This window comes from Gilvibacter sediminis, assembly GCF_028561565.1.
GTDB lineage: Bacteria > Bacteroidota > Bacteroidia > Flavobacteriales > Flavobacteriaceae > Gilvibacter > Gilvibacter sediminis.
The window spans coordinates 924695-950379 of record NZ_JAQQTE010000001.1; the positions used below are offsets into that span (position 1 = coordinate 924695).

A 25685-nucleotide genomic window follows, 5' to 3' on the forward strand; every position below is an offset into this window, starting at 1 on the left:
CAATTATTTACTTCTTAATACGATGTTCCAATGCGAAAGGTCATTCATGCTTGCGCCCATTTGACCAATTCGGAAATATTTTGAGGTGGTCTCCCACACATAATAGCGTTTGCCACGCCAGACCTTGTATTGACCACTGGCGGGTATGTTTAATCCAAGTACGGAGTGGCGGTAAAAATTACTGTTCAAGATCGCCACGTCATAATCAAAATGTTTGAGGATGCTGTAGATCAAAACGGTACGCGTATCACAGTCTCCCTTCAACGTAGCGATAAATTCTACAGGAGCTTGAATGCCGTATTGTTTGTTGCCAATGCAACATTCGGGGCATTTTTCAAGAACTTCAGATATAGTTTCATCACTGTATTGATCAGCAGATAAACAAGCCCCTGAGAAAACCAGAGCATAGGGGATGTCTTGGATACAAGTGGTCACCATCTGCGCAAATTCCATTTGGTTGAGTTGATGCTCCTTTTGCAAAAGCGCAAAGGTTTCAAATAGCAGTTCCAGACTGTCTTCATTGCGACTTTCTAAAAAAGCATAGAGTTCCCCCCAGAAGAGCTCCGGGTCACCGCGGTGTTGGTATTGGGCAGATAGGTCTTTAAGGTGGGTGTAATCTTCTTGAGTCACACGCAGTGGGCCTTCATAGGCGTTCCCTGAATTGTCTCTCCAGCTTCTGTAGGAACTCCAGATGGGAACTGCCTCATCATTAACAAAGAGGGTGTCTGCAGTAACAAGGTTCTCTTCTGAATTATCAAAACTATAGCTTTGGGTGTGTTCGGCCACTTTATTTAAGAAACCTGCAAAACAGAACACCACTACCAAAATAAAGAGGAGTCTGTAGCGGATCCGTGAATTAAGACTTAGTTCGTCTTTGGGTTTGAGCATTTGCTTGACCAACCAGCTGCAGGCAACAACAGCAATAAAGTAGATGATGCCCGGACGTACGCCAAAGGCATACAGGAAGCCAAATACTGCTACGGTGATCAGTAGTAAAAGTACCAGCCACAAACAGCCTCTAGCTAGATTGTCGCTTGTTTTACTCATTTAAAGTACCATTAGATTGCATCCGCGGAGATCACTTTGATCAAATCTACCCAAAATTTCGAAACTTCCGTCTGAATAAATTTTACCCAAGTCCTGAGTGGCCAAAAAGCTGCAGGAATAATAGTTGGCCAGATCAATAATGGAGATGCCTCCTGTGACTCCTTGGGTGTATTCAAAAGGATCATTGGGTTGCCGCGTGAGTACCTTCATCCAAGGTGGGGTAGTGAATCGTCCGGTCTCACCAGAATAGGCTTGGGAAAGGAGTTCGGTCATGCCGTATTCGGAATGGATGGCCTTTGGGCCAAAAGAGGCTTTGAGTTCGGTGTGAAGTTCACTGCGGATGAGTTCCTTCCTGCGTCCTTTCATGCCTCCGGTTTCCATGACGATGCCGTGCTCAATTTTAAGTGGCCCCAGCGCTGCTAAATCTAAAAGGGCAAAGGAAACTCCAATGAGCAAATATTTTTGTGCCTTTGCTTCAAGGCCTTCAATGGTAGTGCGTAATTTCTCCAGATCGTCAAGATAGAAGCCGCTTTGCGGGCTTCCGCTTTTTTTGATCCAATGGTCAACCATATAGACTAGTGAGGCGTCTTGTCGCTCCAGATAACTCGGCAGTAATCCTAAGATCACATAATCTTCTAAAGAGCCGTAATGCTGCTGAAAACCCAAAGTAAAACTCAGCTCATAAAGGCTGGGATCGGCAACATAATGCGTGCTGGGAACGCTTCCGGTAGTTCCACTGCTTCTAAAGATGAGTTCGGGAGATTTTTCTGAAGCGATGAGTTTATGATCTTTAAAAAGCGAAACAGGCAAAAAAGGAATGTCCTCTAAGCGGTTTGCATTATCAGGATTACGCTTTAGATGATCACAAAATTCTCGGTAGGGACCACAATGCTCATACTGGTAGGCAAAGACCCGCAGGGCCGATTCCAAAAAATTGGCGGCTGTGGTGTTTAACAACAGTTCTTTGGGATTCATACCGGCGGATTTGCTCGGTAAAATTAGGTAAAAAAAAAGCGCTTCCCTAAAGGGAAACGCCTTTCCTGTAAATGATAAGTTCGAATTAACGAACCACTAATTTTTCTGTGGATGTATAGCCATCTTCAGTCACCTGGATCATGTAGACTCCAGACTTTAAAGACCCGATATTAAGCTTAGCGTTTACTACTTGAGTTTGCAGTACAGTTTGACCGAGCATATTGTAAACCACAACATCTTTCCTTTGATTGGTGGCCGATGAGATGGTAATGATTTCTCCCTGCGTAGGATTGGGATAGATAGTAAAACCTTTGTTTGTGAAGTCATCTACTCCAATCACGCTGTCTGCAATAACACGAACATTGTCTATAAACATGGCTTCGCTTCCGGAATTGGATCTGAATTCAATGAACAATTGAGCGTTTACTCCATCCCATAAACTCGTATTAAGAGATAACCAACTGCCTTCAATACCCAATTCATCAATGTCAAAGCCGTTGGTGTTGAGCAGATCGAACTCTTCGTCAGTAATTGAGTTTTTTGCATAAATGCGGATGACATCATTGCTGGAATTATTAGCGCCATCGCTGTATTCCCAACCGGTTTCTTGAATAAAAACGTCTACGCTCAATACGATATCACCCAGACCTCCTAATTCGAATTCGTCAAAAGTGAGGATCATATTACCGTCTGCATCGCTGAACTGATATCCTTGAGTTCCGTCTGTGTAAGCACCTACGGTACCTGTGAAATTAGTTATGCCGACAAAGTCTCCGTCGGTGAGTCCATCACCGGGAGTGTCATAAGGGACATAAGAGGCGGAGTAGCCTAAAGGGAATGGGCCTGTTCCGGCTGCGTTGACAGGAGTTTGCCCGTCATTATTGATCAAATCGTGAGCTGCTGCAGCATCTCCGGTATCGACATATTGGCCGTCGTTCACGCCGGCTTCAATGGTCACTTCTTCAAAACTGGTTATGGCCACTTCAAATTGCGCTTGCGTATTCCAGGCCAGGCACAAGAAGAAAGAAAAGAGTAATAGTTTTTTCATAGTTAGTTGATTTACTTAAAGGTATAAAAAAAAGCCCTCTGTGAAAGAGGGCTTTTCCTGTATGTGAAAGTTCGAATTAACGAACCACTAATTTCTTAGTAGAAGTGAAACCGTTCTCAGTTACTTGAACCAAGTAGATTCCTGAGCTAAGTGCTCCAATGTTCAAACGTGAGTTTGTCACTTGTGATTGCAATACACGCTGTCCTAGTACGTCATAAACTACAACGTCTTTAGTTTGGTTTGTAGCAGAAACAATGTTCAATACATCTCCGTTTGCAGGGTTTGGATACATACTGAATCCGTTGTTGTCTTGGGTGTCAACACTCAATACTTCTTCTCCTTCAACAAGAATGTTATCAATGAACATGGCCTCAGAACCAGAGTTAGAACGGAATTCGATCACCAATTGGATAGTAGATCCTGCAGGTACGCTAGCAGATCCGTTGATCCATGAACCTTCAATACCAAGGTCATTGATGTCACTTCCAAAAGTATTCAAGATATCAATCTCAGAAGATCCAGTGATATCTCTAACAAAAATACGGATCACGTCGTTTCCGCTGCTGTTAGAACCATCTGAATACTCGTATCCCGTTTCTTGGATGAAGTAGTCTAGGCTTACTGTTACGTTCTCAAAATCGGTTAGGTCGATCTCTTCAAACTCAACGATCATGTTTCCGTCAGAGTCTTGGAATTGGTATCCTTGAACTCCATCAGTAAAGGCACCTACAGTTCCTGTAAAGTTGGTTACCCCAACAAAGTCACCGTCTGTCAAACCAGAACCTGGCTCATCGTATGGCTCGTAACGAGCGTCTACCTCCATTTCTGTTCCTCCAGACTGATCTACAGGAGTCTCTCCAGCGTTGTTGATCAAATCGTGAGCTACAGTTGCATCTCCAGTGTCATTGTATTGACCGTCGTTAACTCCGGCTTCAATAACTTCCTCTTCAAAACTTGTACTTGAAATTACTACCGTCTGCGCTTGCATAATTCCTGCGAGCATAAGGGTTGCAATTAGTGTAATTTTCTTCATTATTAATTTAGTTAAAATTGATTGGTTCAAAGATACAAAGATTGCCATAACGGCTTCTTAAATAATCTCTAAATATCCGCTCTTAACTATATAATAACACGGGCTTTAGAGCTTATGGCAGAGTCAATTAGCCGCTCTTTGCTATGTTAACCGAATGTTTTGATTGCTTTACATAAAGTTTATATCTTGTAATCAAGCTAGAGAAGCGCATTTAAATAACATTATCTTTGGGTCAAGCAGATGTGTTTTAATTGTATCTGACCAAAGAATGACCGCCAAGACCGCTGAGTCCTCTGGCCGATAAATTTGAAATCGATGAAAAAAAAGGATATGAAGATCCTCCTGGTTGACGACGAGCCAGACATCTTAGAAATCGTTGGGTATAACCTCTCCAATGAGGGATATCAATTGACCACCGCAGAAAACGGTCTTGAAGCTATTGAAGTAGCTAAAAAGATCAACCCACACCTAATTATCCTTGATGTTATGATGCCAGAGATGGACGGTATGGAAGCTTGCGAGAAATTGCGCGCCATTCCAGCCCTGTCAGACACCATCATTACGTTCTTGACTGCCCGAGGAGAGGATTATTCTCAGGTTGCTGGCTTTGAGGCTGGAGCCGATGATTATATCACCAAACCAATCAAACCAAAAGTTTTGGTCAGTAAAGTAAAGGCTTTGTTGCGTCGCTTTAAAGATGCTGATGAATCGGGTGCTGCTGTGAGTTTGGGAGACCTGGTGATCAATAGAGAAGAATACAAGATCATCAAAAAAGGCAAGGAGTTGTTCTTGCCGCGTAAAGAGTTTGAACTCTTGGCGCTTTTGGCCTCTAAACCGGGGAAAGTTTTTAAGCGAGAAGAGATCTTAGAGAAGGTTTGGGGAAATGAAGTGATTGTTGGGGGAAGAACCATTGACGTACACATCAGAAAACTCCGAGAGAAAATTGGAGACAACAGCTTTAAAACAGTTAAGGGCGTAGGCTATAAATTCATTGTCTAAATCCTATCTTTGGCTGTGTCCAAGTCTGATTCAAAATATTCTTTTGCCGTAGTTACCGCACTTTATTTGTCTATCGTGCTGAGCTCCGGCTTTTTTCTTTTCCTAAAATATACCGATCAGCTCAAGCTGTGGTATGTGGCAGTAGCCTTTGTCTCTATTTGGCTTATTGGTATTCTGGTGGTAGAACTGCGGACTAGAAAGTTCATTTTACGTCAGATCAAAAACATCTACGATGAGGTGAACTCCTTAGAAGAAACCACCTTAGAGAACGATAGCATCACCACAGATCTCGCCACCTTTTCAAAAAGTGTGGAGCGCTTTACACGAGAAAAGCGTTTGGAGATTGAAGCCATGCAGATCCGTGAGAATTACAGAAAGGAATTCATGGGCAATGTGTCCCACGAGCTCAAAACACCGCTGTTTACGGTTCAGAGTTATATCCTCACCTTGTTAGATGGCGCCTTGAAGGACAAAAGTGTTCGTAAAAAGTACTTGGAACGCGCCAGCAAAGGGGTAGAACGACTCATTGTCATTGTACAAGATCTGGATATGATCTCTAAATTGGAGGTAGGCGATCTGAACCTGCACAAGGAGAATTTTGACATTATTGAGCTCTTGCAGAACGTCTTTGATCTCTTTGAGATGCGCGCTCAAAAGAAAGGTATTACCCTCACTTTTGATACCCAATATGAAAAACCCATCATGGTGCATGCAGATCGTGAACGCATCCAACAGGTCATCACTAATTTGATCGTTAATTCAATCAAATACGGCAAGCAAGACGGTACTACAGAAGTCAGTGTGGAAGACCTCATTCAAAATAAGGTCATTATTCGTGTGACCGATAACGGTGAAGGAATCGAACAAGAAAATCTTACCAGACTCTTCGAACGTTTCTTTAGAGTAGATAAAAGTGGTTCGCGCAAGGAGGGTGGCTCGGGACTCGGTTTGGCCATTGTAAAACACATCCTTGAAGCCCACGGAGAAAAGATCTACGTAGAAAGTGAATTGGGCGTGGGTTCTGAATTCTCCTTTACCCTAGAAATGAGCGAATAGCTCCTTGAAGTCCACGGCTTCATGTCCTAAGCGCAAGCCTGCATACAAAGGAACCTTTCTCAAAGCCTGTTGGGTAAAACGCTGCTGGGTGACATAAGGCACCAGACCTTGGGCCGATAATTTTTTAGCTAGGTATTCCTGCTCGTATTGACCCGGTGTTGGAATGAATAAAGCCTTCTTTTCCAAAGCTGCTAGATCCATAATTGTGGTGTAACCTGATCTAGAAATGATCAACTCGCTGCTGTTTATTGCCTCTTCCAGTGCATCAGAGGTCATAAAACTCACCACTTCTATATTCCCGTGTTTGTAACGGCTTTGCGGCTGATCTGTCTTCCCCAGAACACATAGTATTTTTTTATCGGTGTCTTTGAATGCTTCTAAAAGCAATTCTTCAAGGAGTGTTCGCTGCGGTTCCGGACCCGAAAGTAAGATCAGGTAATCGTATTTAGGCGGTACGTCTTTTTTTTCAAAGCGACTCAAGGCGCCGATATAGGTAGTATTTTTAGGAGGCTTCGCCGGATGTCCCAGTCTGCCGGAAAGATTCGGTTTTGCTTTGTGATCTGGCACCCAACAAGCATCAAAGCGTTTGATGATCTGCTTGTGAAGCTTAGAACTGATCCCGGTGGTGGTGCCGCTTAAAACTTCTAATTGATGCGTTATAAAAACCGAATACACCTTTTTACTTCGCACTCCTAATCGGTTGTCTGAGATGATTCCATCCACCAAACCTTCAGAAACCCATTGATCTACCAATTTGCGTTCTTGTTTTGCCGCTTTGAGCATCCGCGGACTCTGTAAAAGCATTTGTGCCTTGAACAGGTGTTTCTTCTTAGAATAGCTGATATTGTATCCCGGAAGCTCTTTATAGGGCAGGTCTGGGAATTCTTCTCTCAGTAAGGCTAGGGCAACACCGTCGCTGGCCATGAGCACTTTAAAATTGCTCTCCAAGAGCGCTTTGATAATTGGGATGCACCGAGTGGCGTGACCTAATCCCCAGTTCAAGGGTGCGACTAATATGGTTTTGTTCGGTTTCATTGGGGGTAATAATGTGCAAAAATAGCAATATGGAGCCGTATTTTATTTCCTTAATTTTACCAAAAATTAAAATTCATTGGGCAGCAAGAACAAACTGAAACGGTTCCGGGAGAACGAGACCTTTGAAAACGTGATCCAACCCTCGCGAGAAGAGGTGATCAATGACGCCTTAAAACTCAAAGGCAATTGGAACGAACAGGTCTTTAAAAATGATAAACCTTTAGTATTGGAGCTCGGTTGTGGTAAGGGTGAATACAGTGTGGGTCTAGCCCAGGCCAGTCCAGATAAGAACTTTATCGGAATCGATATTAAAGGGGCTCGCTTTTGGCGTGGCGCTAAAACTGCTTTAGAAGAAGGGTTGGACAATGTCCGTTTTCTGCGCACGCAGATCGAATTGATCAACTACCTCTTTGACACTGATGAGGTCTCTGAGATCTGGATCACCTTCCCAGATCCGCAGCTAAAATACAAGCGCACCAAACACCGCATGACCAATCCAGAGTTCTTGGATAAGTATCGTAAAATCCTCGGTAATCCGGGGTATTTGCACCTTAAAACCGATTCGGAATTCATGCACGGCTACACTCTAGGTTTGCTTCAAGGAATAGGGGCCGATATCGTTTATGCCCATCACGATGTTTACGGAAATGAATACACGCCCAAAGAAGTGACCAGCATTCAAACCTATTACGAAAAGACGTATTTGGAGCAAGGCAAAAAGATTACTTACCTCAAATGTCATTTGGGGGAATAATTTTTTATCTTCCCTGTTGTAAAGAAGCTGTATGGGGCTATTTCCACATTTGATCTTCGGTTTTGTTGCGGCTTTTGTAGGCGTGATTCCTCCTGGTTTATTGAACATTTCTGCGGCTAAGATCAGCATGCATGAAGGGCGCAAAAGCGCAGCTACCTTTGCCGTTGGGGTTGGCGTAACGGTCTTGATTCAGACCTATATAGCACTCCTGTTTGCGCGTTACTTAGAGATGCATCCAGAGGTCATTCAACTCTTGCGCCAAATTGGTTTAGGGATCTTTATTTGCTTGACGATCTACTTCTTTTTTGTCGCGAAGGATACCAGAAGAAAACCCGCGGATGAGGTCACGAAAACTGGGAAGAATCGATTCTTTTTGGGTATGCTCTTGGCAGCTTTAAATCTATTGCCCTTGCCGTATTGGGTGTATATCAGTATTACTTTTAACGCCTTCGGATGGTTTGAGTTCAGTCCAAACGCTATTTTGTTCTGTGTGCTCGGTTCTGTTTTGGGAACCCTAGCCATGCTGGGAATTTACATACAGTTCTTCAAACACCTCAAGAAAAAGCAAGGGGCATCTAAAGTAAATATGAACTACGTTATTGGTGCTATTACCGGGATCGTCTCCATATTGACCCTGATTAAAATCCTAAACAACCTCTAATGGGTGAAGCTTCTTTTTTTGATCGCGTTTACGATGTGGTGCGTCAAATTCCAGACGGTCGTGTGACCAGTTATGGTGCTATTGCCAAATACCTCGCTGCTCCACGCAGCGCGCGTATGGTTGGTTGGGCTATGAATGCTTCTCATGGAAAAGATGTTCCAGCGCATCGCGTGGTGAATCGCAAGGGTTTACTCACCGGGAAACATCATTTTCAAGGAACCAATTTGATGCAACAGCTTTTGGAGAATGAAGGGGTTGTGATCATTGACAATCAGATTCAAGAACTCGACAAGCACTTTTGGGATCCGCAGCAAGAGTTACCTCCTCCCTTTTAGAGCACTATTCAATGCCCTGATTTTCACATCAATCATTTTGATGACGCCCTTTTATTTTATGGGGCTTTAGTGGTATCTTTGTACTACAGAAAGTTTCTAAAAACGGAACTGTTTCATGAAGATAAAAAAACAAGACGTACTGGATGCCTTAGCGACTATTTCTGTTGCGGGAGCTGGTCAAAATATGGTAGAGAGCGGGGCGGTCAAAAACGTGATCGTCTTTGCCAATGAGGTTGTAGTGGATTTACTGCTGACCACACCTGCCATGCATATAAAGAAACGCGCTGAGGCCGACGTGATCAAAACCATTCAAGAGAAGATCAGTCCAGACGCCAAGGTACAAGTGAACATTAAAGTTGAGGCTCCGGTGCAAACCCAAAAGCCCAATTTGATCAAAGGGAAGCCCATCCCAGGAATTCAGAACATCGTTGCGGTGGCCTCTGGAAAGGGTGGGGTTGGAAAATCTACCGTAACTGCTAATATCGCGGTGAGCCTCCAGAAAATGGGCTTTAAGGTGGGTATTTTAGATGCTGATATTTACGGACCTTCAATTCCAATAATGTTTGATGTAGCTGAAGAGCGTCCTCTTTCTGTCAATGTAGACGGTAAAAGTAAGATGCGCCCAGTGGAGAGTTATGGCGTAAAGATCCTTTCTATCGGTTTCTTTACTCAGCCGAACCAAGCGGTGATCTGGAGAGGACCTATGGCCGCCAAAGCACTAAATCAACTGATCTTTGATGCAGCCTGGGGTGACTTAGATTTTATGCTGATTGACCTTCCGCCAGGAACGGGTGATATCCATTTGAGTATCATGCAGAGTTTGCCGATTACGGGTGCCGTAGTAGTGAGTACTCCGCAGAATGTGGCCTTGGCGGACGCTCGTAAAGGAGTAGCAATGTTCCAGCAAGAGAATATTGACGTCCCTGTATTGGGCATCGTTGAGAATATGGCTTATTTCACTCCGGCGGAACTGCCTGACAACAAATACTATATCTTTGGTGATTCTGGAGCTAAGCATTTAGCAGAGGACTTGGATGTACCTCTATTGGGAGAAATTCCTTTGGTACAAGGCATCAGAGAAGCTGGAGATGTTGGACGCCCTGCGGCCCTACAGACAGAAACAGCAACAGAGCAGGCTTTTGAGGCGCTTACCCGTAATGTGGTAGAGCAGACCGTAAAGCGCAATGAAAATTTACCGCCAACAGAGGCGATCAAGATTACGACTATGGCTGGATGTTCAGCTGTAAACAAATAAAAATGACACAAGCAGAGGTAAAACAAAATGTAGAAAAGGCTTTGGATGAGATCCGTCCTTTTCTGGTAAGTGATGGAGGAGATATCTCCTTGATCGAAATTGCAGACGATATAGTTACCGTGAAGCTTCACGGAAACTGTGTGGCTTGTAGTGTAAACCAAATGACCTTGAAGAGCGGCGTGGAAATGACCATTAAAAAGTACGTGCCGCAAATACAAAAAGTGGTAAACATCGATTAAAATGATAAGGGTCATGGCCTGAGCGTCCTTTGCCCTTTAAATTTGACCGCCTGAAGTAGCGCATTCGATTTATGATAAAAACCGATATACTGATCATTGGAGCCGGCCCCACTGGATTGTTCGCAGTTTTTGAAGCGGGTCTACTAAAGTTAAAGTGTCATTTGATAGATGCACTGCCGCAACCTGGCGGGCAATGTGCGGAGATCTATCCTAAAAAACCCATCTACGATATTCCAGCTTTTCCGGAAGTTCTCGCAGGAGACTTAGTAGATAATTTAATGAAGCAGATTGAGCCGTTTCAGCCTGGATTTACGCTAGGTGAACGTGCAGATACCATTGAAAAACAAGAAGACGGCAGTTTCATTGTAACCACAAATAAGGGCACCAAACACCATGCGCCTATTGTTGCGATTGCAGGTGGTTTGGGAAGTTTTGAACCGCGCAAACCTATCCTGGAAGGTCTAGATACCTTTGAAGACAACGGCATTGCCTATATCATCCGTGATCCTGAGGTCTATCGTGACAAAAAAGTGTTGATCGCAGGTGGAGGGGATTCTGCTTTGGATTGGAGTATTTTTCTAACGGACGTAGCCTCTGAGGTGACTTTGGTTCACCGCCGTAATGAGTTTAGAGGTGCTTTAGATTCTGTAGAGAAAGTTCAGGAATTGAAGAATCAAGGAAAGATTAAACTCATCACTCCTGCAGAGGTAACTGCTTTACACGGCACCGATACGCTAGAAGCGGTGACCGTGACCAATTCCAGCACCAAAGAAGAAACTAGAATTGATATTGACAATTTCATCCCGCTATTTGGTTTATCTCCTAAGCTTGGGCCTATTGCCAACTGGGGCTTGGAGATTGAAAAGAATGCTATCAAGGTAGATAACAGTCTAGACTATCAAACCAATATTCCAGGCATTTATGCTATTGGTGATGTTAACACCTATCCCGGAAAACTCAAATTGATCCTTTGTGGATTCCACGAGGCGACCTTGATGTGTCAAAGCGCATACAAACGCATCTTCCCAGATAAGCGTTATGTGATGAAATACACTACCGTAGGCGGTGTAGAAGGTTTTGATGGGACTAAAAAAGAAGCGCCTAAAGCCGTTGTAAAAGCGATTGAGTAACCTCTATGAGTGATATTACTCTTCATATTACCGATCGTGATGGAACCACGCATGAAGTGCAGGCTCCAACGGATATGAATATGAACCTCATGGAAGTGGTTAGATCTTATGAGCTCGCTCCAGAAGGAACAATTGGTATCTGTGGAGGAATGGCCATGTGTGCCTCGTGTCAGTGTTATATTGAGAGTGATCACCAGCTTTCAGAAATGGGCGATGATGAAGACGCCATGCTGGGTCAAGCCTATTTTGTGCAAGACAACAGCCGTTTGGGCTGCCAATTGCACATTCATCCAGACATGGACGGTTTGGCCGTGACCTTAGCTCCAGAAGAACCTTAGGCTTTCATATAATCCGTTAGTTTCTGCGGACCTTCTAGTAATACCCTTTCAATTTTTAATACTCCGGTTTCATCTGTGGCGAGTTGCCATTTGATAAGCGAGATGCTGCCATTTTCAATCTCTATCCCAGTAATACTGCGTGGATGAACGCAGCTACCGTCATTGAAGTAGGGCGTCTCTCCAGGTTCTGGAAATCTAGGTCTGTGGGTGTGTCCGCAAATGGTCATTAAATTGTCCTTTTCACGAATCCATTTTTTGGTGCGCTTCTCTACTTTGATCAGCTCCTTATAATTCTTCGCAGGACTTGTCGGGTCATAAATACCGACCACTTGCAAAGGCTTCCAAAGTACACGGACCAAGAAACGTCCCCATTTCCAAAACAGATAATTCCACCAATCGGCTTGATGGCCGTGAGCCATAAAGATCTCCTGTCCTGTGGTCTGGTGCTTTAAAATGATAGCCTCGTGATAAGTGATCCCTGGGAATAAAGGCACTTCCTCTCCAGTCTTAGGGTCAAAATAGTGGGAGAGGTGCTTTTCTACGTAACTCTTGTTCTTGTAGACCATGTCGTGGTTTCCGTATATTGGGTGGAAACGACACTCCTTGTGCATTTCTTTGAGCAGTTTATAGACGTTGGTGTGGGCGGGATAGATGTCCTCAAATTGTCGGTTCTCCCACAATTCATCGCCATCTCCTAACTCACAATAGCTGAATCCACTTTTATAGTAGTGCTTCATGGCGTGGAAATACATATGCCTGTTTCGAGCAAAATCGTCTGCAAAACTATTGTCCCCGCGGTGGCAATCGCTAAATAGAATGAATTTGGAAGTATCGTCAAAAGGAACGACTAGCGCATTCTTGTAGGCGCGATCAAAACGGGTTTTGGTAGACATAGTGGTATTTCTCTCGAATAAATATCCACAAAAAAACCGAGGAATTAAAAACTCCTCGGTCTCGATATTTTAAAGGCGCTTCTTTTTTATTTGAAAGCGTTCTCTCCTGTAATGTCTAAACCGGTGATCAATAGGTGGATGTCATGCGTTCCTTCATAGGTGATCACACTTTCTAAGTTCATGGAGTGACGCATGATGCTGTACTCTCCAGTGATACCCATTCCTCCGAGCATTTGACGTGCTTCACGCGCAATATTGATGGCCATGTCCACATTGTTTCTTTTAGCCATAGAGATCTGAGCAGAAGTAGCTCTTCCCTCATTTCTCAACACACCCAAACGCCAAGTTAATAGTTGTGCCTTGGTGATCTCGGTGATCATTTCTGCCAATTTCTTTTGTTGCAATTGGAATGCAGCAATCGGCTTCCCAAACTGGATGCGCTCTTTGGAATAACGAAGCGCCGTGTCATAACAATCCATGGCGGCTCCAATAGCACCCCAAGCGATTCCGTAACGCGCAGAGTCCAAACATCCAAGTGGTGCTCCAAGTCCTGTTTTGTTTGGCAACAGGTTTTCTTTAGGCACTTTTACGTTGTCAAAGATCAATTCTCCAGTGGCACTAGCTCTTAGAGACCATTTGTTGTGCGTTTCTGGAGTGCTGAATCCTTCCATTCCGCGTTCCACAATCAATCCGTGGATGCGGCCTTCTTCATTCTTAGCCCAAACTACCGCTACATCTGCAAAAGGAGCATTAGAGATCCACATTTTAGCTCCGTTGAGCAGGTAGTGGTCTCCCATGTCTTTGTAGTTGGTGGTCATTCCACCAGGGTTAGAACCATGATCAGGCTCAGTCAATCCAAAACAGCCCATGAATTCTCCAGAGGCCAATTTTGGCAAATACTTTTTGCGTTGCTCCTCAGTTCCGTATTTGAAGATCGGATACATCACCAGTGATGATTGAACAGATGCTGTAGAGCGCACTCCACTATCACCGCGTTCAATCTCTTGCATGATCAAACCGTAAGAGATCTGATCCAAGCCGGCTCCGCCGTACTCTTCAGGAATATAAGGGCCAAAAGCACCAATTTCTGCCAAACCGCCGATGATTTGGTTTGGGAACTCAGCGCGCTGGGCGTAATCCTCAATAATTGGTGAAACATCGCGCTTAACCCATTCACGGGCAGCGTCACGTACAAGCTTGTGCTCTTCTGTTAGTAAATCGTCGATTTGATAATAATCCGGAGCTTCAAAAAGATCGGGCTTCATTGCTTTGAATTTGGTTGTGCCAAAGTTAATTATTGCCCCGCAGAAGCGAAAAGGATTTCGATAAAAATTAAGCGGCTAAAATTGAGTTATTTCCGCGAGAGAAAATCAGCCAACAAACGGTGAAAATGATGAACTCCTTGTTCTCTTGTGGGAGAAAAACGACCGGCTTTGTAGAATTTAGATCTTAAGCCGTTGTGAACGTTTTCAACCACAAATTCGTCTTCGCGTTCCACTTTTTCCAATTCTGCTCCAGCGCCTTTGTTGAGTTTATCCGGATCCCAAACGTAACTTATAAAGGAAACTTTGGTGCGGTTCTCACTAATGGGTTTTACCACATTTACCGAACAGCCCCAGGGATAAAAATTGAACATCATATTGGGAAATACCCAGTAGTAATAGGCAGCCACCTTTTTGCCGTGATCTATGTGCCCTTCAGGCAGCTCAAAGACCTCTGTAGCCTCATCCGTATAGCCAATTTGAAGATTGCAGTGGTCGTAACAAATGGTTTTATAAGTTCCGTAATCCAAGACCTCATTCAGCCCTTTATGTACAAATGGAATGTGAAATCCTTCCAGATAGTTGTCGCAATACAAAGCCCAGTGCGCGTGCACTAAAAAGTCCTTGGAAAGGGTAGGGTCCAGCTTGAATTCGTCCAAAGGCAAAAATCCGACCCGCTCATTCATCACATCCAAAACCTCTTGAATATCAAAACTCGGCTCTAATCCTCCAAAAAGGAAAGGTCCCCATTGCTTGAGCGGAAAACGATGCAAATTGTCACAGGGTCTGGGAAAGTCTTCTGTCTGCTCAAATTCTGGCATATGCTCAAAATTCCCTGCTAGATCAAATCTACGCCCGTGATAAAAACAACTCAGCTTTTTGGCTTTGCCTGGATGCAGTGCCACAAGATTGCCTCGATGTGTGCACACATTGCTGAGTAAATGAAGTTCTTCCTTGCCGTCTTTGGTCAGGACCATAGGCTCAGTCAAAAAGCCGTCCAACATCACAAAAGGATACACAGATTGCGGTAGAGCAACCAAAGAAGTATCACCCAACCACTGCCATCCTTTGTAAAAGACTTGGTCCTTCAAGGCTTCAAAAACCGCAGGGTCCTTATAAAAGGTAGCGGGTAGCGTTTCTGCTTTTTTTATATCCGAATCTACGTGAAAATTAAATGCCACAATTGTGTATCTTGACCTTTGTACGCCCTAATGTAAGGATTTAAAAGCAACTGCCCTTAGCGCATTTTCTCAATGGCCACATCTTCTCAGAAAATTGGATTGATCACAACCACCGCTCTAGTGGTGGGTAATATGATCGGATCGGGCATCTTTGTTTTGCCGGCTACGCTTTCCAAGTACGGAAGCATAAGTCTAGTAGGCTGGATTTTTACAGCTGCTGGAGCCTTGATCTTGGCTAAGATCTTTGCCAATTTGAGTAAAATAGTCCACAACAAGAGCGGCGGACCCTATATTTTTGCGCGAGCTGGTTTTGGAGATTTTATTGGGTTTATAGTGGCTTGGGGTTATTGGATCTCGGTTTGGGTGGTCAATGCCGGAATCGCCGTTGCGATCATTGGAGCGCTATCGGTTTTCTTTCCTTCTTTAGAAGATAATGCTTTAGTTTCTGTGGCGATTGGGTTGGCATTTATCTGGTTTTTTACTTGGGTCAATATTAGAGGGATCAAACTCTCGGGCAAGTTTGCTGTGGTAACTACTGCGCTTAAACTTTTGCCCTTAGTACTGGTAATAGTTTGCGGTATCTTCTTTTTTGATGCCGACAATTTCCCCGCTTTTAACAGCTCTTCAGCAAGTGATTTCGATGCCTTTTCTGCTGTAGCCACCTTAACCCTTTTCGCCTTTTTAGGGATAGAAACTGCAACGATTCCTTCTGAGAATATCGAACAACCCCAAAAAACTATTGCTAAAGCAACCATGCTTGGAACGGCCATTGCAACCTTAGTTTACGTACTGAGCACAGTAGTTTTGTTTGGCCTGTTGCCTGTAGGTCGGTTGGCCAGTTCTCCGGCGCCTTTTGCAGAAGCTGGAGCCATAATTGCAGGTAATACGGGGTCTTATTTTGTTGCGGCAGGCGCGTTGATAGCTGCCATTGGAGCCTTGAACGGCTGGACGTTGGTCGTAGGGCAATTGCCCATGGCTATGGCTCGAGATCAGGTTCTCCCAGCCAGTTTTGCCAAAAAGAATAGACAAGATGCTCCCGTTTTGGGGCTGCTCTTAGGTGGGGCTTTAAGTTCTGGTATTATGCTGATGAACTTCACCGAGTCTCTGGTAGATCAGTTTGAATTCATTGCCTTACTGACCACATTGTGCTGCCTTGTGCCTTATTTATTCGTAGCGGCTGCCTACATTTTGATCACCAGAGAAAAAGGAATTTTCAGCCAACAGAAAGTTCAAGTAGCAACTTTATCAGTTCTCGGAGTGATCTATTCGCTGTGGGCTATTTATGGCTCAGGTGCAGAGACGGTTCTCTATGGAACAATTTTACTGTTTGCGGGTTTACCGCTCTTTGCTTGGATGAAATATCGGCAAAAACGAAAAGGCTAGCTTTACATTTTGAGGTAAAAATCCTGAACTAATTCTGTGTACTGCGGCGTGTATTGATGCCTTTCTATTTCAATGATCAGAGTCTGGGTTTCCAGTTCCTGCTCGTTTTTTGAGAATTGGAGTAAACTTCTTTTTGCAGCAACTTCCGGTCGGCCTTTAACCTCACAACGCCTATACGGGAACAAACCCACCTGCTCTGCTAGCTCGATAAACTCGTCCGTAGCTTCCGAAGGGATGACCACAGCAAAACTTCCGTCTTCCGCTAAAAGTTTAGACGCGCAAACCACTAAATGCTCAAAGGGCAATGCATCCTCAAAACGCGCCCGGTCACGTTGGGAATCTCCTGATTTGAATTCTGCGGTATAGAAAGGAGGATTGCTAATAATCAAATCGTACTCATCGTCGATTTCTTGGGCAAACTCTAAAAGACCAGCGTGATAGCAAAACAATCGATCTGCCCAGGGAGAAGCTTCAAAATTCTCCGTGCACTGCTCATAGGCATCTGCGTCGATCTCAATAGCATCAATGGTCATGGCTGCAGAACGTTGTGCCATTTGCAAGGCAATGACTCCGGTGCCCGCGCCAATATCTAAAATGGAATTAACCTCAGGGTCTATTTGCGCCCAAGCTCCCAAGAGTACTCCGTCGGTACCAATTTTCATGGCCGCTCGGTCTTGAGCTACGGTAAATTGTTTGAATTGGAAGGGTTGCATCAGCCTTCTAAATAAAGATCGATGAGACCAGGAGGAGTCTCCAAAAGAATAAATTGCTGCTCGCGGTTCACTTCCTTAATAAAGGTGTCGTTGATCGGGATCAAAACCTCAGTGCCATCAGCATCAATGATAAAAAGATCCTGAGCTGTTTGGTCATTTACCGCAGTGATCTTTCCCACTTCGCCGTGGTTGATATCCTTAATGGTAAAACCTATGATCTCGTGGAAATAGAATTTATTGCCTTCAAGGGGCGGTAGTAAGTCCAGTGGAAGGTAAAGCTCGCATCCTAAAAGCGCATCGGCTTCCTCTTCACTGTAGCAGTCTTCAAATTGAATGCGCAGCATTCTGGACTTATGCAGACTGATGGACTCAATAAAAAATGGAACCAGATTGTGGTTAATCTCCACAAATGCTGATTCCATTTGAGTATACGTTTCAGGTTCGTCGGTGTCTAAAGTGACTAAGAGCTCGCCCTTAAAACTGTACTTTTTTACGATCTTACCTAGAAAGAAACAGTCTTCCTTGTGCATCTCGTAAAATTAAGAAGGTTTATTCTTCTTCTTTAGCAGCGTCGGCTTCTGCAGCAGCCTCTTCGGCAGCTTCTTCACCTTCTACTTCTGCAGAGGCAGCAATACGCGCTTCATTCACAGCTTTCTCAGCAGCAAGAGCTTCTGCTTTGGCCTTGGCCTTAGCGTCTGCGATGCTCGCTTCTTTTTGGCTTACCGCTTTGGCTTTTTCTTCTACCCAAGCGTTGAATTTAGCTTCTGCTTGCTCTTCAGTCAAAGCTCCTTTAGCTACACCACCCATAAGGTGATTCTTTAGCATGGCGCCTTTGTAAGAAAGAATAGCACGTGCCGTATCGGTTGGTTGAGCACCGTTCTGCAACCACTGTACTGCTCCATCAACATTAAGGTTGATCTCTGCAGGGTTTACATTCGGGTTGTAAGTTCCCAACTTTTCCAAAAAACGTCCGTCTCTTTTTGCGCGAGAATCCGCGGCTACGATCCAGTAAAAAGGCTTTCCTTTCTTACCGTGTCTCTGTAATCTGATTTTAACAGGCATAAAAATTAATTTTTGAGGTGCACGACCTCGGTTATAATTAAGGGCGCAAAGATAGGATAAATTTTAGTTGAAACTCAAGAGATTATATTTTTTCTTTTACATTTGTGCAAATGCTAAAAACGCCTACTATGCAAAGGATTGCCCTATTCGCCCTGCTGGTTTTCGCTCTTTTTTCTTGTGAAGACGTACGGGACAACAATGCTATCATTCAAGGAAATGCCAATGACGTCTTCTTAAAAGGAGGTGCAGTTGCGACTCGTTTTGACGACGGAACGGTAGTGATCAATGGTTCTGCCGACGGTGAAGAACTTACCATTACGCTTACTTCTGCTGCGGTAGGTACCTACGCTTTTGGCCCGGGTAGCGCTAATGGAGCTGTCTTTATGGATGCCAGCGGAGAATCTTACTCTACGGCGACAGCCTTAGGGAACGGAGAAGCTAATATCTCTGAGAGCAGTTCTACAGACAATACCATTACAGGAACATTCAATTTCAACGCACACACTTTTGCGCTGCAAGACACCTTAAACTTCTCACGCGGGGTATTTTTTAAAGTCCCAGTGATCGGTGGTACGGGAACAGCAGATGATCCTGGTTTTTCTCAAGGAATGTCCGCAACGGTTGATGGTGCTTCCTTTGAAGCAGTAACTCTTGAAGGGATCAATCTTACCGGAAACATCGTAGTGACTGGAGTTGATGGAACCAGAACCATCAATATGCGATTCCCCAATACAGTAACGCCAGGCGACTATGATTTGGCCTTAGGTGAATTTGAGGCGACTTATGGTATAGATGGGGTGGCCACAGCAGGAACTAGCGGTACCTTAACCATTATTTCAAACAACGTGGGTACTGGAGAGATTCAAGGAACCTTCTCTTATTCAGGAGATGCTTTTGAGATCACAGACGGAGCGTTTGCAGTGATCTACTAATCACTCCCAAAAACGAATTTGAGGCCCGCTTTTTGCGGGTCTTTTTTTATGCACAATTTTGACTTTGGTGTTGATAAGTTCAGCAGCTATTTCAAGCGAAATTGTGTACTTTTAAAATTCACTTTTTGAGCGTTCAAGCAACCTTATGTATTTAATATTTGACACGGAAACCACTGGTCTTCCCAAGCGATGGGATGCACCTGTAAGTGACTCTGATAACTGGCCTAGAGCCATACAGATCGCTTGGCAGTTGCATGATGCTATGGGAAATCTCATAGAGCAGAAAGACTATCTGATCAATCCAGAGGGTTTCAATATTCCTTTTGAAGCAGAGTCTATCCACGGAATTTCCACGGAGTTGGCTGCAACAGAAGGCGTGTCTTTAAACCAAGTACTTGAAGAGTTTAATGACGTTTTGGCGCGCTCTCAATTTGTAGTGGGACAAAACGTCGGTTTTGACCTCAATATCATGGGGGCAGAATTCTACCGCAGATCGGTAGATACTTCGCTGCTTTCACTACCTGTATTAGACACCTGTACAGAAACCACAGCAGAACTGTGCAAAATACCGGGAGGTCGTGGAGGAAAATTCAAGCTTCCTACGCTTACGGAACTTCACGAGCACCTCTTTGGTGATGGATTTGCCGAGGCACACAACGCCACCGCAGATGTTGAGGCTACCACGCGTTGCTTCTTGGAGTTATTGCGACAAGGAATTTACAGCACAACGGAGCTCAAGGCGCAGCCAGATTATATTGAAGAATTCAAAAAGGTCAATCAGGCTCCTATTCAGGTCATTGGGCTGCAACACGTCAACCTCAAGGAAGCTTCTGCTAAGCTAAGAGGGCAGAAGCAAGAGGAACAGACCTCCATAAGCAAGGAGGAGCAAAATCAGAACATTTCTGCACTCGCTGAGGTTCCCTTTGCGCATCTGCACAATCACAGTCAGTTTTCCGTACTGCAATCTACTGCGTCCATTCAAGATCTCGTGAATGCTGCGGCCAAGCATGAGATGAATGCAGTTGCCTTAACGGATCGCGGGAATATGATGGGGGCTTTTCACTTTGTGAGCGCGGTAGAGAAGTTCAATAAATCCTTGGAGGAAGATCAGCAGGATAAAAAGATCAAGCCTATTATTGGGTGTGAATTCTTTGTTTGTGAGGATCGACTGAACAAATCTCAAAAAGACAACGGCTACCAAGTGGTATTCTTGGCCAAGAACAAAGCTGGATACCACAATCTTGCTAAAATGGCGAGTATTGCCTATACCGAAGGGTTTTACTACGTTCCGCGAATTGACAAGGCTGTGGTGCAACAGTACAAGGATGATCTCATCGTCCTTACGGGAAATCTCTACGGAGAAGTTCCCAACAAATTGCTCAACGTTGGTGAAAAGCAGGCAGAAGAAGCCCTGTTGTGGTGGAAGCAAGAGTTTCCGAATGATCTTTATGTAGAAGTGGTACGTCACGGGCAGGAAGATGAAGATCGTGTGAACCCCGATCTGATTGCTTTAGCGCGCAAACACGATTTACCGCTTGTAGCCTGTAACGACACCTATTATATTGATCAAGAAGATGCCAATGCACACGATATCCTTCTGTGTGTAAAGGACGGAGAAAAGCAAGCTACGCCTATAGGACGTGGTCGTGGTTATCGTTATGGTTTGCCCAATCAGGAGTACTTTTTCAAGGATGCTGAGGCCATGAAATCCCTCTTTGCAGATCTGCCGGAGGCCATTGAGAATGTGGCGAAGATCGTAGACCAAATTGAAGCCTATACCTTGGCTCGGGAAGTATTGCTGCCTAAGTTTGATATCCCAGAGCAGTTTCAGGTTGCTGAAGATGAAACCGATGGAGGAAAACGCGGGGAGAACAAATATTTGAGACACCTCACTTATGAAGGTGCTAAAAGGCGCTACCAAGAGATCACTCCGGAAATTGAAGAGCGCTTGGATTTTGAGTTGGATGTAATTGCCAACACAGGGTATCCGGGTTACTTCTTGATTGTACAAGACTTTATTGCTGAGGCGCGGAACATGGATGTTTCCGTAGGGCCTGGGCGTGGATCTGCAGCTGGATCTGCGGTTGCATATTGTCTCGGAATTACGAACATTGACCCTATTAAGTACGATCTGCTTTTTGAGCGTTTCTTGAATCCGGATCGTGTGAGTATGCCTGATATTGATATCGACTTTGATGATGAAGGTCGCGGGCGTGTGATGGACTATGTGATCGAGAAATACGGGGCCAATCAGGTGGCGCAGATCATTACCTACGGAACGATGGCTGCTAAATCATCCATCCGTGATACGGCGCGTGTTTTGGACTTGCCCTTGGGTGATGCCGATAGAATCGCGAAGCTCATCCCAACGATGGGGAAACTCGGAAAGATCTTCAATATGGAGGCTTCCAAACTCAAAAAAAGCTTTAGGGCAGACGAGCTGCAAAAGGTCAACGAACTGCTCAACCTATCTGAGGGAGAAGATCTGGAAGCTCAAACGATCAATCAGGCAAGGATGCTTGAAGGTTCCCTGAGAAACACCGGAATTCACGCTTGCGGGGTGATCATTACCCCAGACGACATTACCAACTTTGTCCCTGTTGCCACGGCCAAAGATTCTGAGTTGTATGTGACGCAGTTTGACAACGCAGTAGTTGAGAGTGCCGGTTTGCTTAAGATGGATTTCTTAGGACTCAAAACGCTAACCTTGATCAAGGACACTGTCAAGTTGGTGAAGATCAAGCACGGAGTGGAATTGGATCCAGACAGTTTTCCTTTGGATGATGAAAAGACCTATGAGTTGTTCCAACGCGGAGAAACAGTGGGGATCTTTCAGTATGAATCCGTAGGAATGCAAAAACACATGAAAGACCTCAAACCGACGGTCTTTGATGATTTGATTGCCATGAATGCTCTATACAGACCAGGGCCTATGGAATACATCCCGAGTTTCATCCGCAGAAAACACGGGGAAGAAGAGATCAGTTACGACCTCCCAGACATGGAGGAGTATCTAAAAGAAACCTACGGGATCACGGTTTACCAAGAGCAGGTGATGTTGCTCTCTCAAAAGTTGGCAAACTTTACCAAGGGTGAGGCAGATGTCTTGCGTAAGGCCATGGGTAAAAAGCAAAAGGCCGTACTGGATAAAATGAAGCCCAAGTTCTTGGAACAGGCGGCAACCAATGGTCACGATAAGGAGATGTTGGAGAAAGTTTGGAAAGACTGGGAAGCCTTTGCGAGTTATGCCTTTAACAAATCGCACTCTACCTGTTATGCTTGGATCGCCTATCAGACCGCATATTTAAAAGCACATTATCCGGCAGAATATATGGCTGCGGTGCTTTCTAACAATATGAATGACATTAAGCAGGTGACCTTCTTTATGGAAGAGTGTCGCCGCATGGGCTTGCCTGTTTTGGGGCCAGATGTGAATGAATCCTTCTACAAATTCACCGTAAATGATGAAGGTGCTATTCGTTTTGGAATGGGAGCTATTAAAGGTGTTGGAGGAAATGCCGTAAAGACCATTGTTGAGCATCGACAAGACGGGAAATATAAGTCGGTCTTTGATCTTGCGAAACGCATTGACCTAAGAGCTGCCAACAAAAAAGCATTTGAAAATCTAGCTCTGGCAGGAGGTTTTGACGGTTTTGATACCCACCGCGCTCAGTATTTTCATGAAGAGGGTGATGGCGTTACCTTTTTAGAAAAGGTGATCAAATACGCTCAAAAGTTCCAAGAAAATGAGAATTCTGCTCAAGTGAGTTTGTTTGGAGATTCTTCTGAGGTTCAAATTCCTGAACCTACCGTACCTCCCTGTGAGGAATGGGGGACCATGAAAAAACTCAAACAAGAGAAAGAAGTGGTTGGAATTTATATTTCAGGGCATCCTTTGGATGATTTTAAAACCGAACTCAAGACCTTTTGCAACAGCACCACACGAAATTTCAGTGATCTGGAGAGCTATGTCAATAAAGAATTGACCTTTGGAGGGGTGGTGAGTGATGTGCAGCATCGTGTTTCTAAGAATGGAAAAGGCTGGGCATTGTTTACCGTTGAGGATTATGACGACGCTTTTGAGTTTAGAATCTTTGGAGAGGAATACCTCAAATATCGTCATTTCTTGGTGCCTAACTCTTTTATCTATGCGCGTATATTTGTCAAAGAAGGCTGGGTGAATCGCGATACGGGTAAAAAGGGTGATCCGCGTATGCAGTTCAACCAAATCCAAATGCTGCACGATGTCATGGATCAATACGCCAAGAAGTTGACCATTCAGCTTAAAATTGATGAATTGCAAGAGGAGCGTATCAGAACGCTCAAAGATCTGATGGTCTCACATCAAGGCGATCAGCAATTACATTTCATAGTCTATGAGATGAATGAAAAACTCAAACTTCAAATGCCTTCGCGCAAGCAAAAGGTGAAAATATCTAATGAACTCTTAGAGGCTTTGGATGAAGCTTCCGTCTATTACAAGCTTAACTGATGCCAGCACGTATTCCACACAAACAGACCGTTGCTGTTCTGCCTTCTGCAGATCTGGATCGGGATGTAAAGTGGTATTCAGAATACACTGGCTTTGCCAAACGCTTTGCCAATGATGGTTATGTAGGATTGTATCGCGACGGAATGGAAATCCACTTGCAATGGCATGCGGATACTGCAGAAGATCCCGTAAACGGCGGTAGCGTGGTCAAGTTCTTTGTAGAAAGTATTGAAGGGGTATTTAAGGAGTACTTGGAGCGGGGAACCGTAAAGGCATCGGCACTTCATTTGAACAGTCCTTGGGGGACGCATGAATTCGGCTTTTTTGACCTGAATAACAACGCGGTCTTCTTTGTGCAAGACTTAGATCCCTAGTGCCTTAAGTGTTTATAAGTTAACTCAATGCGCTGATAGGGTTTTCTAATGTATGCCCTGTAAGGTTCAGGATAAAAAAAGACTACTTTTGTGTAACATAAAATTTAAAATACCATGGCTTTAGAAATAACAGATGCAACCTTTGAAGAAACCGTTCTTAAGAGTGACAAACCAGTAATGGTTGACTTTTGGGCTGCTTGGTGCGGACCTTGTCGTATGGTAGGTCCTATCATTGATGAACTGAGTACGGAATTCGAAGGAAAGGCCGTAGTTGGAAAAGTAGACGTAGATGCACACCAAGAGTTTGCTGCAAAGTACGGCGTACGTAACATCCCAACTGTTTTGGTTTTCCAAAATGGGGAGGTAGTAGGGCGCCAAGTTGGTGTAGCCCCTAAGAATGTTTATGCTGAGGCGATCGAGTCTTTGCTGAACTAATTTATAGAACTATTAACTTGAAAAGGTTGGCCTTATGGTCAACCTTTTTTAGTTTAGCCATATATGGACATTCAAAAGGAGATCAACGAGATATCGGGCTTTAAGAATTTAGAGCTTTTGGCCGCTCAAGTGGTTGAGGGTTTTATCTCCGGATTACATAAAAGTCCATTTCACGGGTTCTCTGCGGAATTTGCCGAACACAAGATCTACAACCCGGGAGAGTCCACAAAACACATCGATTGGAAGCTCTATGCAAAGACCGATAAGCTCTACACCAAGCGCTACGAAGAGGAAACGAATTTACGATGCCATTTGATCGTCGACAATTCCAGTTCCATGCATTATCCGGAGCTCAAAGAGTACGCCATAGATTCTTTGAACAAAATCTCTTTTTCGGCACTGGCTGCTGCTGCGATCATGAATCTGCTCAAAAGACAGCGAGATGCTGTGGGTATGAGTATTTATTCAGACAGCTATGAGTACTACGCCAATGAGAAGGGGAGTGAGCGCCACCATCAGCAATTGTTGCATCAGCTCAATTCAGCTATAGTAAAGCCGGGCAGATCCAAACAAACCCAAACCTATACTTTTTTGCATCAGATCGCGGAGAAGATGAAACGCCGCTCCTTGGTATTCCTCTTTACCGATATGTTTCAAACAGAAGCTTCTCGGGACGCCTTGTTTGAGGCATTGCAGCATTTGAAATATAACAAACACGAGGTAGTGCTCTTTCATGTTTTTGATAAGGAGTTGGAATGGAATTTTGATTTCAACAATCGTCCCAAGCGTTTTGTGGATGTGGAAACAGGAGATCATATTAATCTATATGCGGATTCAGTTCGTGATGATTATCAGGCAGCTATAACGGATTATTTTGAGGCCATTAAACTCAAATGTGGGCAGTACAGAATCAAATATGTAGAAGCCGATGTCCGCAAGGCTTTTGACACTATTTTGACGACCTATTTGGTAGAGCGACAAAAGTTCGCTTAGGCTTAAAATTTCTTAAATTTATATTTGTCACATTGAAATGGAACTGTATATTTGCATTCG

Annotated in this window: 26 protein-coding genes; 15 read left to right on the top strand and 11 right to left on the bottom strand. The window is 44.2% G+C overall.

The window, feature by feature from the left end; genetic code table 11:
• Window positions 1-3: 3 nt before the first annotated feature.
• The 4 genes from POW22_RS04205 to POW22_RS04220 all read right to left on the bottom strand — a co-directional run bounded on the left by POW22_RS04205 (window position 4) and on the right by POW22_RS04220 (window position 4103).
• Window positions 4-1047 carry a hypothetical protein gene (locus tag POW22_RS04205; protein WP_272831372.1) on the bottom strand — a complete coding sequence of 348 codons (1044 nt, stop codon included), beginning with the start codon at window positions 1045-1047 and terminating at the stop codon, window positions 4-6.
• Window positions 1048-2022 (bottom strand): LuxE/PaaK family acyltransferase, encoded by a 975-nt coding sequence (locus tag POW22_RS04210; protein WP_272831373.1) that lies wholly within the window; start codon window positions 2020-2022, stop codon window positions 1048-1050. It lies immediately after the preceding gene.
• Window positions 2023-2107: 85 nt separating this feature from the next.
• The gene (locus POW22_RS04215) at window positions 2108-3070 is read right to left on the bottom strand and encodes a T9SS type A sorting domain-containing protein (RefSeq protein ID WP_272831374.1); all 963 of its coding nucleotides are present in this window, start codon (window positions 3068-3070) and stop codon (window positions 2108-2110) included.
• A gap of 76 nt (window positions 3071-3146) precedes the next feature.
• A complete protein-coding gene (locus tag POW22_RS04220; RefSeq protein ID WP_272831375.1) occupies window positions 3147-4103 on the bottom strand; it encodes a T9SS type A sorting domain-containing protein in 957 nt (318 codons plus the stop codon).
• 315 nt (window positions 4104-4418) lie between these two features.
• On the opposite strand from POW22_RS04220, the gene POW22_RS04225 reads away from it, so the two are divergent.
• Together POW22_RS04225 and POW22_RS04230 are read left to right on the top strand one after the other, a co-directional pair.
• On the top strand, window positions 4419-5102 hold the full coding sequence (locus POW22_RS04225; protein ID WP_272831376.1) for a response regulator transcription factor: 684 nt from the start codon (window positions 4419-4421) through the stop codon (window positions 5100-5102).
• Window positions 5103-5117: 15 nt separating this feature from the next.
• Window positions 5118-6158: a sensor histidine kinase gene (locus tag POW22_RS04230; protein WP_272831844.1), complete on the top strand. Its 1041-nt coding sequence runs from the start codon at window positions 5118-5120 to the stop codon at window positions 6156-6158.
• On the opposite strand, the gene POW22_RS04235 is transcribed toward POW22_RS04230, so the two are convergent.
• A complete protein-coding gene (locus POW22_RS04235) occupies window positions 6141-7193 on the bottom strand; it encodes a glycosyltransferase (RefSeq protein ID WP_272831377.1) in 1053 nt (350 codons plus the stop codon). The genes POW22_RS04230 and POW22_RS04235 overlap by 18 nt on opposite strands.
• Before the next feature lie 76 nt (window positions 7194-7269).
• Here POW22_RS04235 and trmB point away from each other — a divergent pair, with 76 nt between their 5' ends.
• From trmB to POW22_RS04270, 7 genes are all read left to right on the top strand, one after another.
• Window positions 7270-7947, top strand: coding sequence for a tRNA (guanosine(46)-N7)-methyltransferase TrmB (trmB, locus tag POW22_RS04240; protein WP_272831378.1), 678 nt, complete (start codon window positions 7270-7272; stop codon window positions 7945-7947).
• Between the two features lie 31 nt (window positions 7948-7978).
• The gene (locus POW22_RS04245; RefSeq protein ID WP_272831379.1) at window positions 7979-8608 is read left to right on the top strand and encodes a lysine transporter LysE; all 630 of its coding nucleotides are present in this window, start codon (window positions 7979-7981) and stop codon (window positions 8606-8608) included.
• Window positions 8608-8943 carry an MGMT family protein gene (locus POW22_RS04250; RefSeq protein ID WP_272831380.1) on the top strand — a complete coding sequence of 112 codons (336 nt, stop codon included), beginning with the start codon at window positions 8608-8610 and terminating at the stop codon, window positions 8941-8943. Before POW22_RS04245 ends, POW22_RS04250 begins: the two co-directional genes overlap by 1 nt.
• Before the next feature lie 115 nt (window positions 8944-9058).
• Entirely contained in the window at window positions 9059-10198 is a 1140-nt protein-coding gene (locus POW22_RS04255) for an Mrp/NBP35 family ATP-binding protein (RefSeq protein ID WP_272831381.1), read from the top strand.
• Between the two features lie 2 nt (window positions 10199-10200).
• Window positions 10201-10437 (top strand): NifU family protein, encoded by a 237-nt coding sequence (locus POW22_RS04260; protein WP_272831382.1) that lies wholly within the window; start codon window positions 10201-10203, stop codon window positions 10435-10437.
• Window positions 10438-10508: 71 nt separating this feature from the next.
• Window positions 10509-11567 carry an NAD(P)/FAD-dependent oxidoreductase gene (locus POW22_RS04265; RefSeq protein ID WP_272831383.1) on the top strand — a complete coding sequence of 353 codons (1059 nt, stop codon included), beginning with the start codon at window positions 10509-10511 and terminating at the stop codon, window positions 11565-11567.
• Window positions 11568-11572: 5 nt separating this feature from the next.
• Entirely contained in the window at window positions 11573-11905 is a 333-nt protein-coding gene (locus tag POW22_RS04270; protein WP_272831384.1) for a 2Fe-2S iron-sulfur cluster-binding family protein, read from the top strand.
• On the opposite strand, the gene POW22_RS04275 is transcribed toward POW22_RS04270, so the two are convergent.
• From POW22_RS04275 to POW22_RS04285, 3 genes are all read right to left on the bottom strand, one after another.
• Window positions 11902-12798: a metallophosphoesterase family protein gene (locus POW22_RS04275; RefSeq protein WP_272831385.1), complete on the bottom strand. Its 897-nt coding sequence runs from the start codon at window positions 12796-12798 to the stop codon at window positions 11902-11904. The genes POW22_RS04270 and POW22_RS04275 overlap by 4 nt on opposite strands.
• Before the next feature lie 86 nt (window positions 12799-12884).
• Entirely contained in the window at window positions 12885-14063 is a 1179-nt protein-coding gene (locus POW22_RS04280) for an acyl-CoA dehydrogenase family protein (protein WP_272831386.1), read from the bottom strand.
• 86 nt (window positions 14064-14149) lie between these two features.
• Entirely contained in the window at window positions 14150-15241 is a 1092-nt protein-coding gene (locus tag POW22_RS04285; RefSeq protein ID WP_272831387.1) for an aromatic ring-hydroxylating oxygenase subunit alpha, read from the bottom strand.
• A gap of 72 nt (window positions 15242-15313) precedes the next feature.
• Here POW22_RS04285 and POW22_RS04290 point away from each other — a divergent pair, with 72 nt between their 5' ends.
• Window positions 15314-16624 carry an amino acid permease gene (locus POW22_RS04290; protein ID WP_272831388.1) on the top strand — a complete coding sequence of 437 codons (1311 nt, stop codon included), beginning with the start codon at window positions 15314-15316 and terminating at the stop codon, window positions 16622-16624.
• A 2-nt stretch (window positions 16625-16626) separates the two neighbouring features.
• Here POW22_RS04290 and POW22_RS04295 read toward each other — a convergent pair whose 3' ends face one another.
• The 3 genes from POW22_RS04295 to POW22_RS04305 are packed head-to-tail and all read right to left on the bottom strand — an operon-like array spanning window position 16627 to window position 18399.
• Window positions 16627-17337 (bottom strand): tRNA1(Val) (adenine(37)-N6)-methyltransferase, encoded by a 711-nt coding sequence (locus POW22_RS04295; RefSeq protein ID WP_272831389.1) that lies wholly within the window; start codon window positions 17335-17337, stop codon window positions 16627-16629.
• Entirely contained in the window at window positions 17337-17867 is a 531-nt protein-coding gene (gene rimM / locus POW22_RS04300) for a ribosome maturation factor RimM (RefSeq protein ID WP_272831390.1), read from the bottom strand. Before rimM ends, POW22_RS04295 begins: the two co-directional genes overlap by 1 nt.
• Window positions 17868-17886: 19 nt before the next feature.
• Window positions 17887-18399, bottom strand: a complete 513-nt coding sequence (locus tag POW22_RS04305) for a 30S ribosomal protein S16 (RefSeq protein ID WP_272831391.1) — start codon at window positions 18397-18399, stop codon at window positions 17887-17889.
• A gap of 128 nt (window positions 18400-18527) precedes the next feature.
• On the opposite strand from POW22_RS04305, the gene POW22_RS04310 reads away from it, so the two are divergent.
• The 5 genes from POW22_RS04310 to POW22_RS04330 all read left to right on the top strand — a co-directional run bounded on the left by POW22_RS04310 (window position 18528) and on the right by POW22_RS04330 (window position 25625).
• Window positions 18528-19331 (top strand): DUF6252 domain-containing protein, encoded by an 804-nt coding sequence (locus tag POW22_RS04310; protein WP_272831392.1) that lies wholly within the window; start codon window positions 18528-18530, stop codon window positions 19329-19331.
• A 145-nt stretch (window positions 19332-19476) separates the two neighbouring features.
• Window positions 19477-23823: a DNA polymerase III subunit alpha gene (gene dnaE / locus POW22_RS04315; RefSeq protein WP_272831393.1), complete on the top strand. Its 4347-nt coding sequence runs from the start codon at window positions 19477-19479 to the stop codon at window positions 23821-23823.
• Window positions 23823-24197, top strand: coding sequence for a VOC family protein (locus tag POW22_RS04320; protein WP_272831394.1), 375 nt, complete (start codon window positions 23823-23825; stop codon window positions 24195-24197). Before dnaE ends, POW22_RS04320 begins: the two co-directional genes overlap by 1 nt.
• A gap of 114 nt (window positions 24198-24311) precedes the next feature.
• Window positions 24312-24632 (top strand): thioredoxin, encoded by a 321-nt coding sequence (gene trxA / locus POW22_RS04325; protein WP_272831395.1) that lies wholly within the window; start codon window positions 24312-24314, stop codon window positions 24630-24632.
• Between the two features lie 63 nt (window positions 24633-24695).
• Window positions 24696-25625 (top strand): DUF58 domain-containing protein, encoded by a 930-nt coding sequence (locus POW22_RS04330; protein ID WP_272831396.1) that lies wholly within the window; start codon window positions 24696-24698, stop codon window positions 25623-25625.
• Window positions 25626-25685: the final 60 nt, after the last annotated feature.

Bases quoted from the DNA above. Each gene is read 5' to 3' on its own strand.
- POW22_RS04205 (WP_272831372.1), bottom strand. From the start codon at position 1,047: ATGAGTAAAACAAGCGACAATCTAGCTAGAGGCTGTTTGTGGCTGGTA.
- POW22_RS04210 (WP_272831373.1), bottom strand. From the start codon at position 2,022: ATGAATCCCAAAGAACTGTTGTTAAACACCACAGCCGCCAATTTTTTG.
- POW22_RS04215 (WP_272831374.1), bottom strand. From the start codon at position 3,070: ATGAAAAAACTATTACTCTTTTCTTTCTTCTTGTGCCTGGCCTGGAAT.
- POW22_RS04220 (WP_272831375.1), bottom strand. From the start codon at position 4,103: ATGAAGAAAATTACACTAATTGCAACCCTTATGCTCGCAGGAATTATG.
- POW22_RS04225 (WP_272831376.1), top strand. From the start codon at position 4,419: ATGAAAAAAAAGGATATGAAGATCCTCCTGGTTGACGACGAGCCAGAC.
- POW22_RS04235 (WP_272831377.1), bottom strand. From the start codon at position 7,193: ATGAAACCGAACAAAACCATATTAGTCGCACCCTTGAACTGGGGATTA.
- POW22_RS04245 (WP_272831379.1), top strand. From the start codon at position 7,979: ATGGGGCTATTTCCACATTTGATCTTCGGTTTTGTTGCGGCTTTTGTA.
- POW22_RS04250 (WP_272831380.1), top strand. From the start codon at position 8,608: ATGGGTGAAGCTTCTTTTTTTGATCGCGTTTACGATGTGGTGCGTCAA.
- POW22_RS04255 (WP_272831381.1), top strand. From the start codon at position 9,059: ATGAAGATAAAAAAACAAGACGTACTGGATGCCTTAGCGACTATTTCT.
- POW22_RS04260 (WP_272831382.1), top strand. From the start codon at position 10,201: ATGACACAAGCAGAGGTAAAACAAAATGTAGAAAAGGCTTTGGATGAG.
- POW22_RS04265 (WP_272831383.1), top strand. From the start codon at position 10,509: ATGATAAAAACCGATATACTGATCATTGGAGCCGGCCCCACTGGATTG.
- POW22_RS04270 (WP_272831384.1), top strand. From the start codon at position 11,573: ATGAGTGATATTACTCTTCATATTACCGATCGTGATGGAACCACGCAT.
- POW22_RS04275 (WP_272831385.1), bottom strand. From the start codon at position 12,798: ATGTCTACCAAAACCCGTTTTGATCGCGCCTACAAGAATGCGCTAGTC.
- POW22_RS04280 (WP_272831386.1), bottom strand. From the start codon at position 14,063: ATGAAGCCCGATCTTTTTGAAGCTCCGGATTATTATCAAATCGACGAT.
- POW22_RS04290 (WP_272831388.1), top strand. From the start codon at position 15,314: ATGGCCACATCTTCTCAGAAAATTGGATTGATCACAACCACCGCTCTA.
- POW22_RS04295 (WP_272831389.1), bottom strand. From the start codon at position 17,337: ATGCAACCCTTCCAATTCAAACAATTTACCGTAGCTCAAGACCGAGCG.
- rimM (WP_272831390.1), bottom strand. From the start codon at position 17,867: ATGCACAAGGAAGACTGTTTCTTTCTAGGTAAGATCGTAAAAAAGTAC.
- POW22_RS04305 (WP_272831391.1), bottom strand. From the start codon at position 18,399: ATGCCTGTTAAAATCAGATTACAGAGACACGGTAAGAAAGGAAAGCCT.
- POW22_RS04310 (WP_272831392.1), top strand. From the start codon at position 18,528: ATGCAAAGGATTGCCCTATTCGCCCTGCTGGTTTTCGCTCTTTTTTCT.
- dnaE (WP_272831393.1), top strand. From the start codon at position 19,477: ATGTATTTAATATTTGACACGGAAACCACTGGTCTTCCCAAGCGATGG.
- POW22_RS04320 (WP_272831394.1), top strand. From the start codon at position 23,823: ATGCCAGCACGTATTCCACACAAACAGACCGTTGCTGTTCTGCCTTCT.
- trxA (WP_272831395.1), top strand. From the start codon at position 24,312: ATGGCTTTAGAAATAACAGATGCAACCTTTGAAGAAACCGTTCTTAAG.
- POW22_RS04330 (WP_272831396.1), top strand. From the start codon at position 24,696: ATGGACATTCAAAAGGAGATCAACGAGATATCGGGCTTTAAGAATTTA.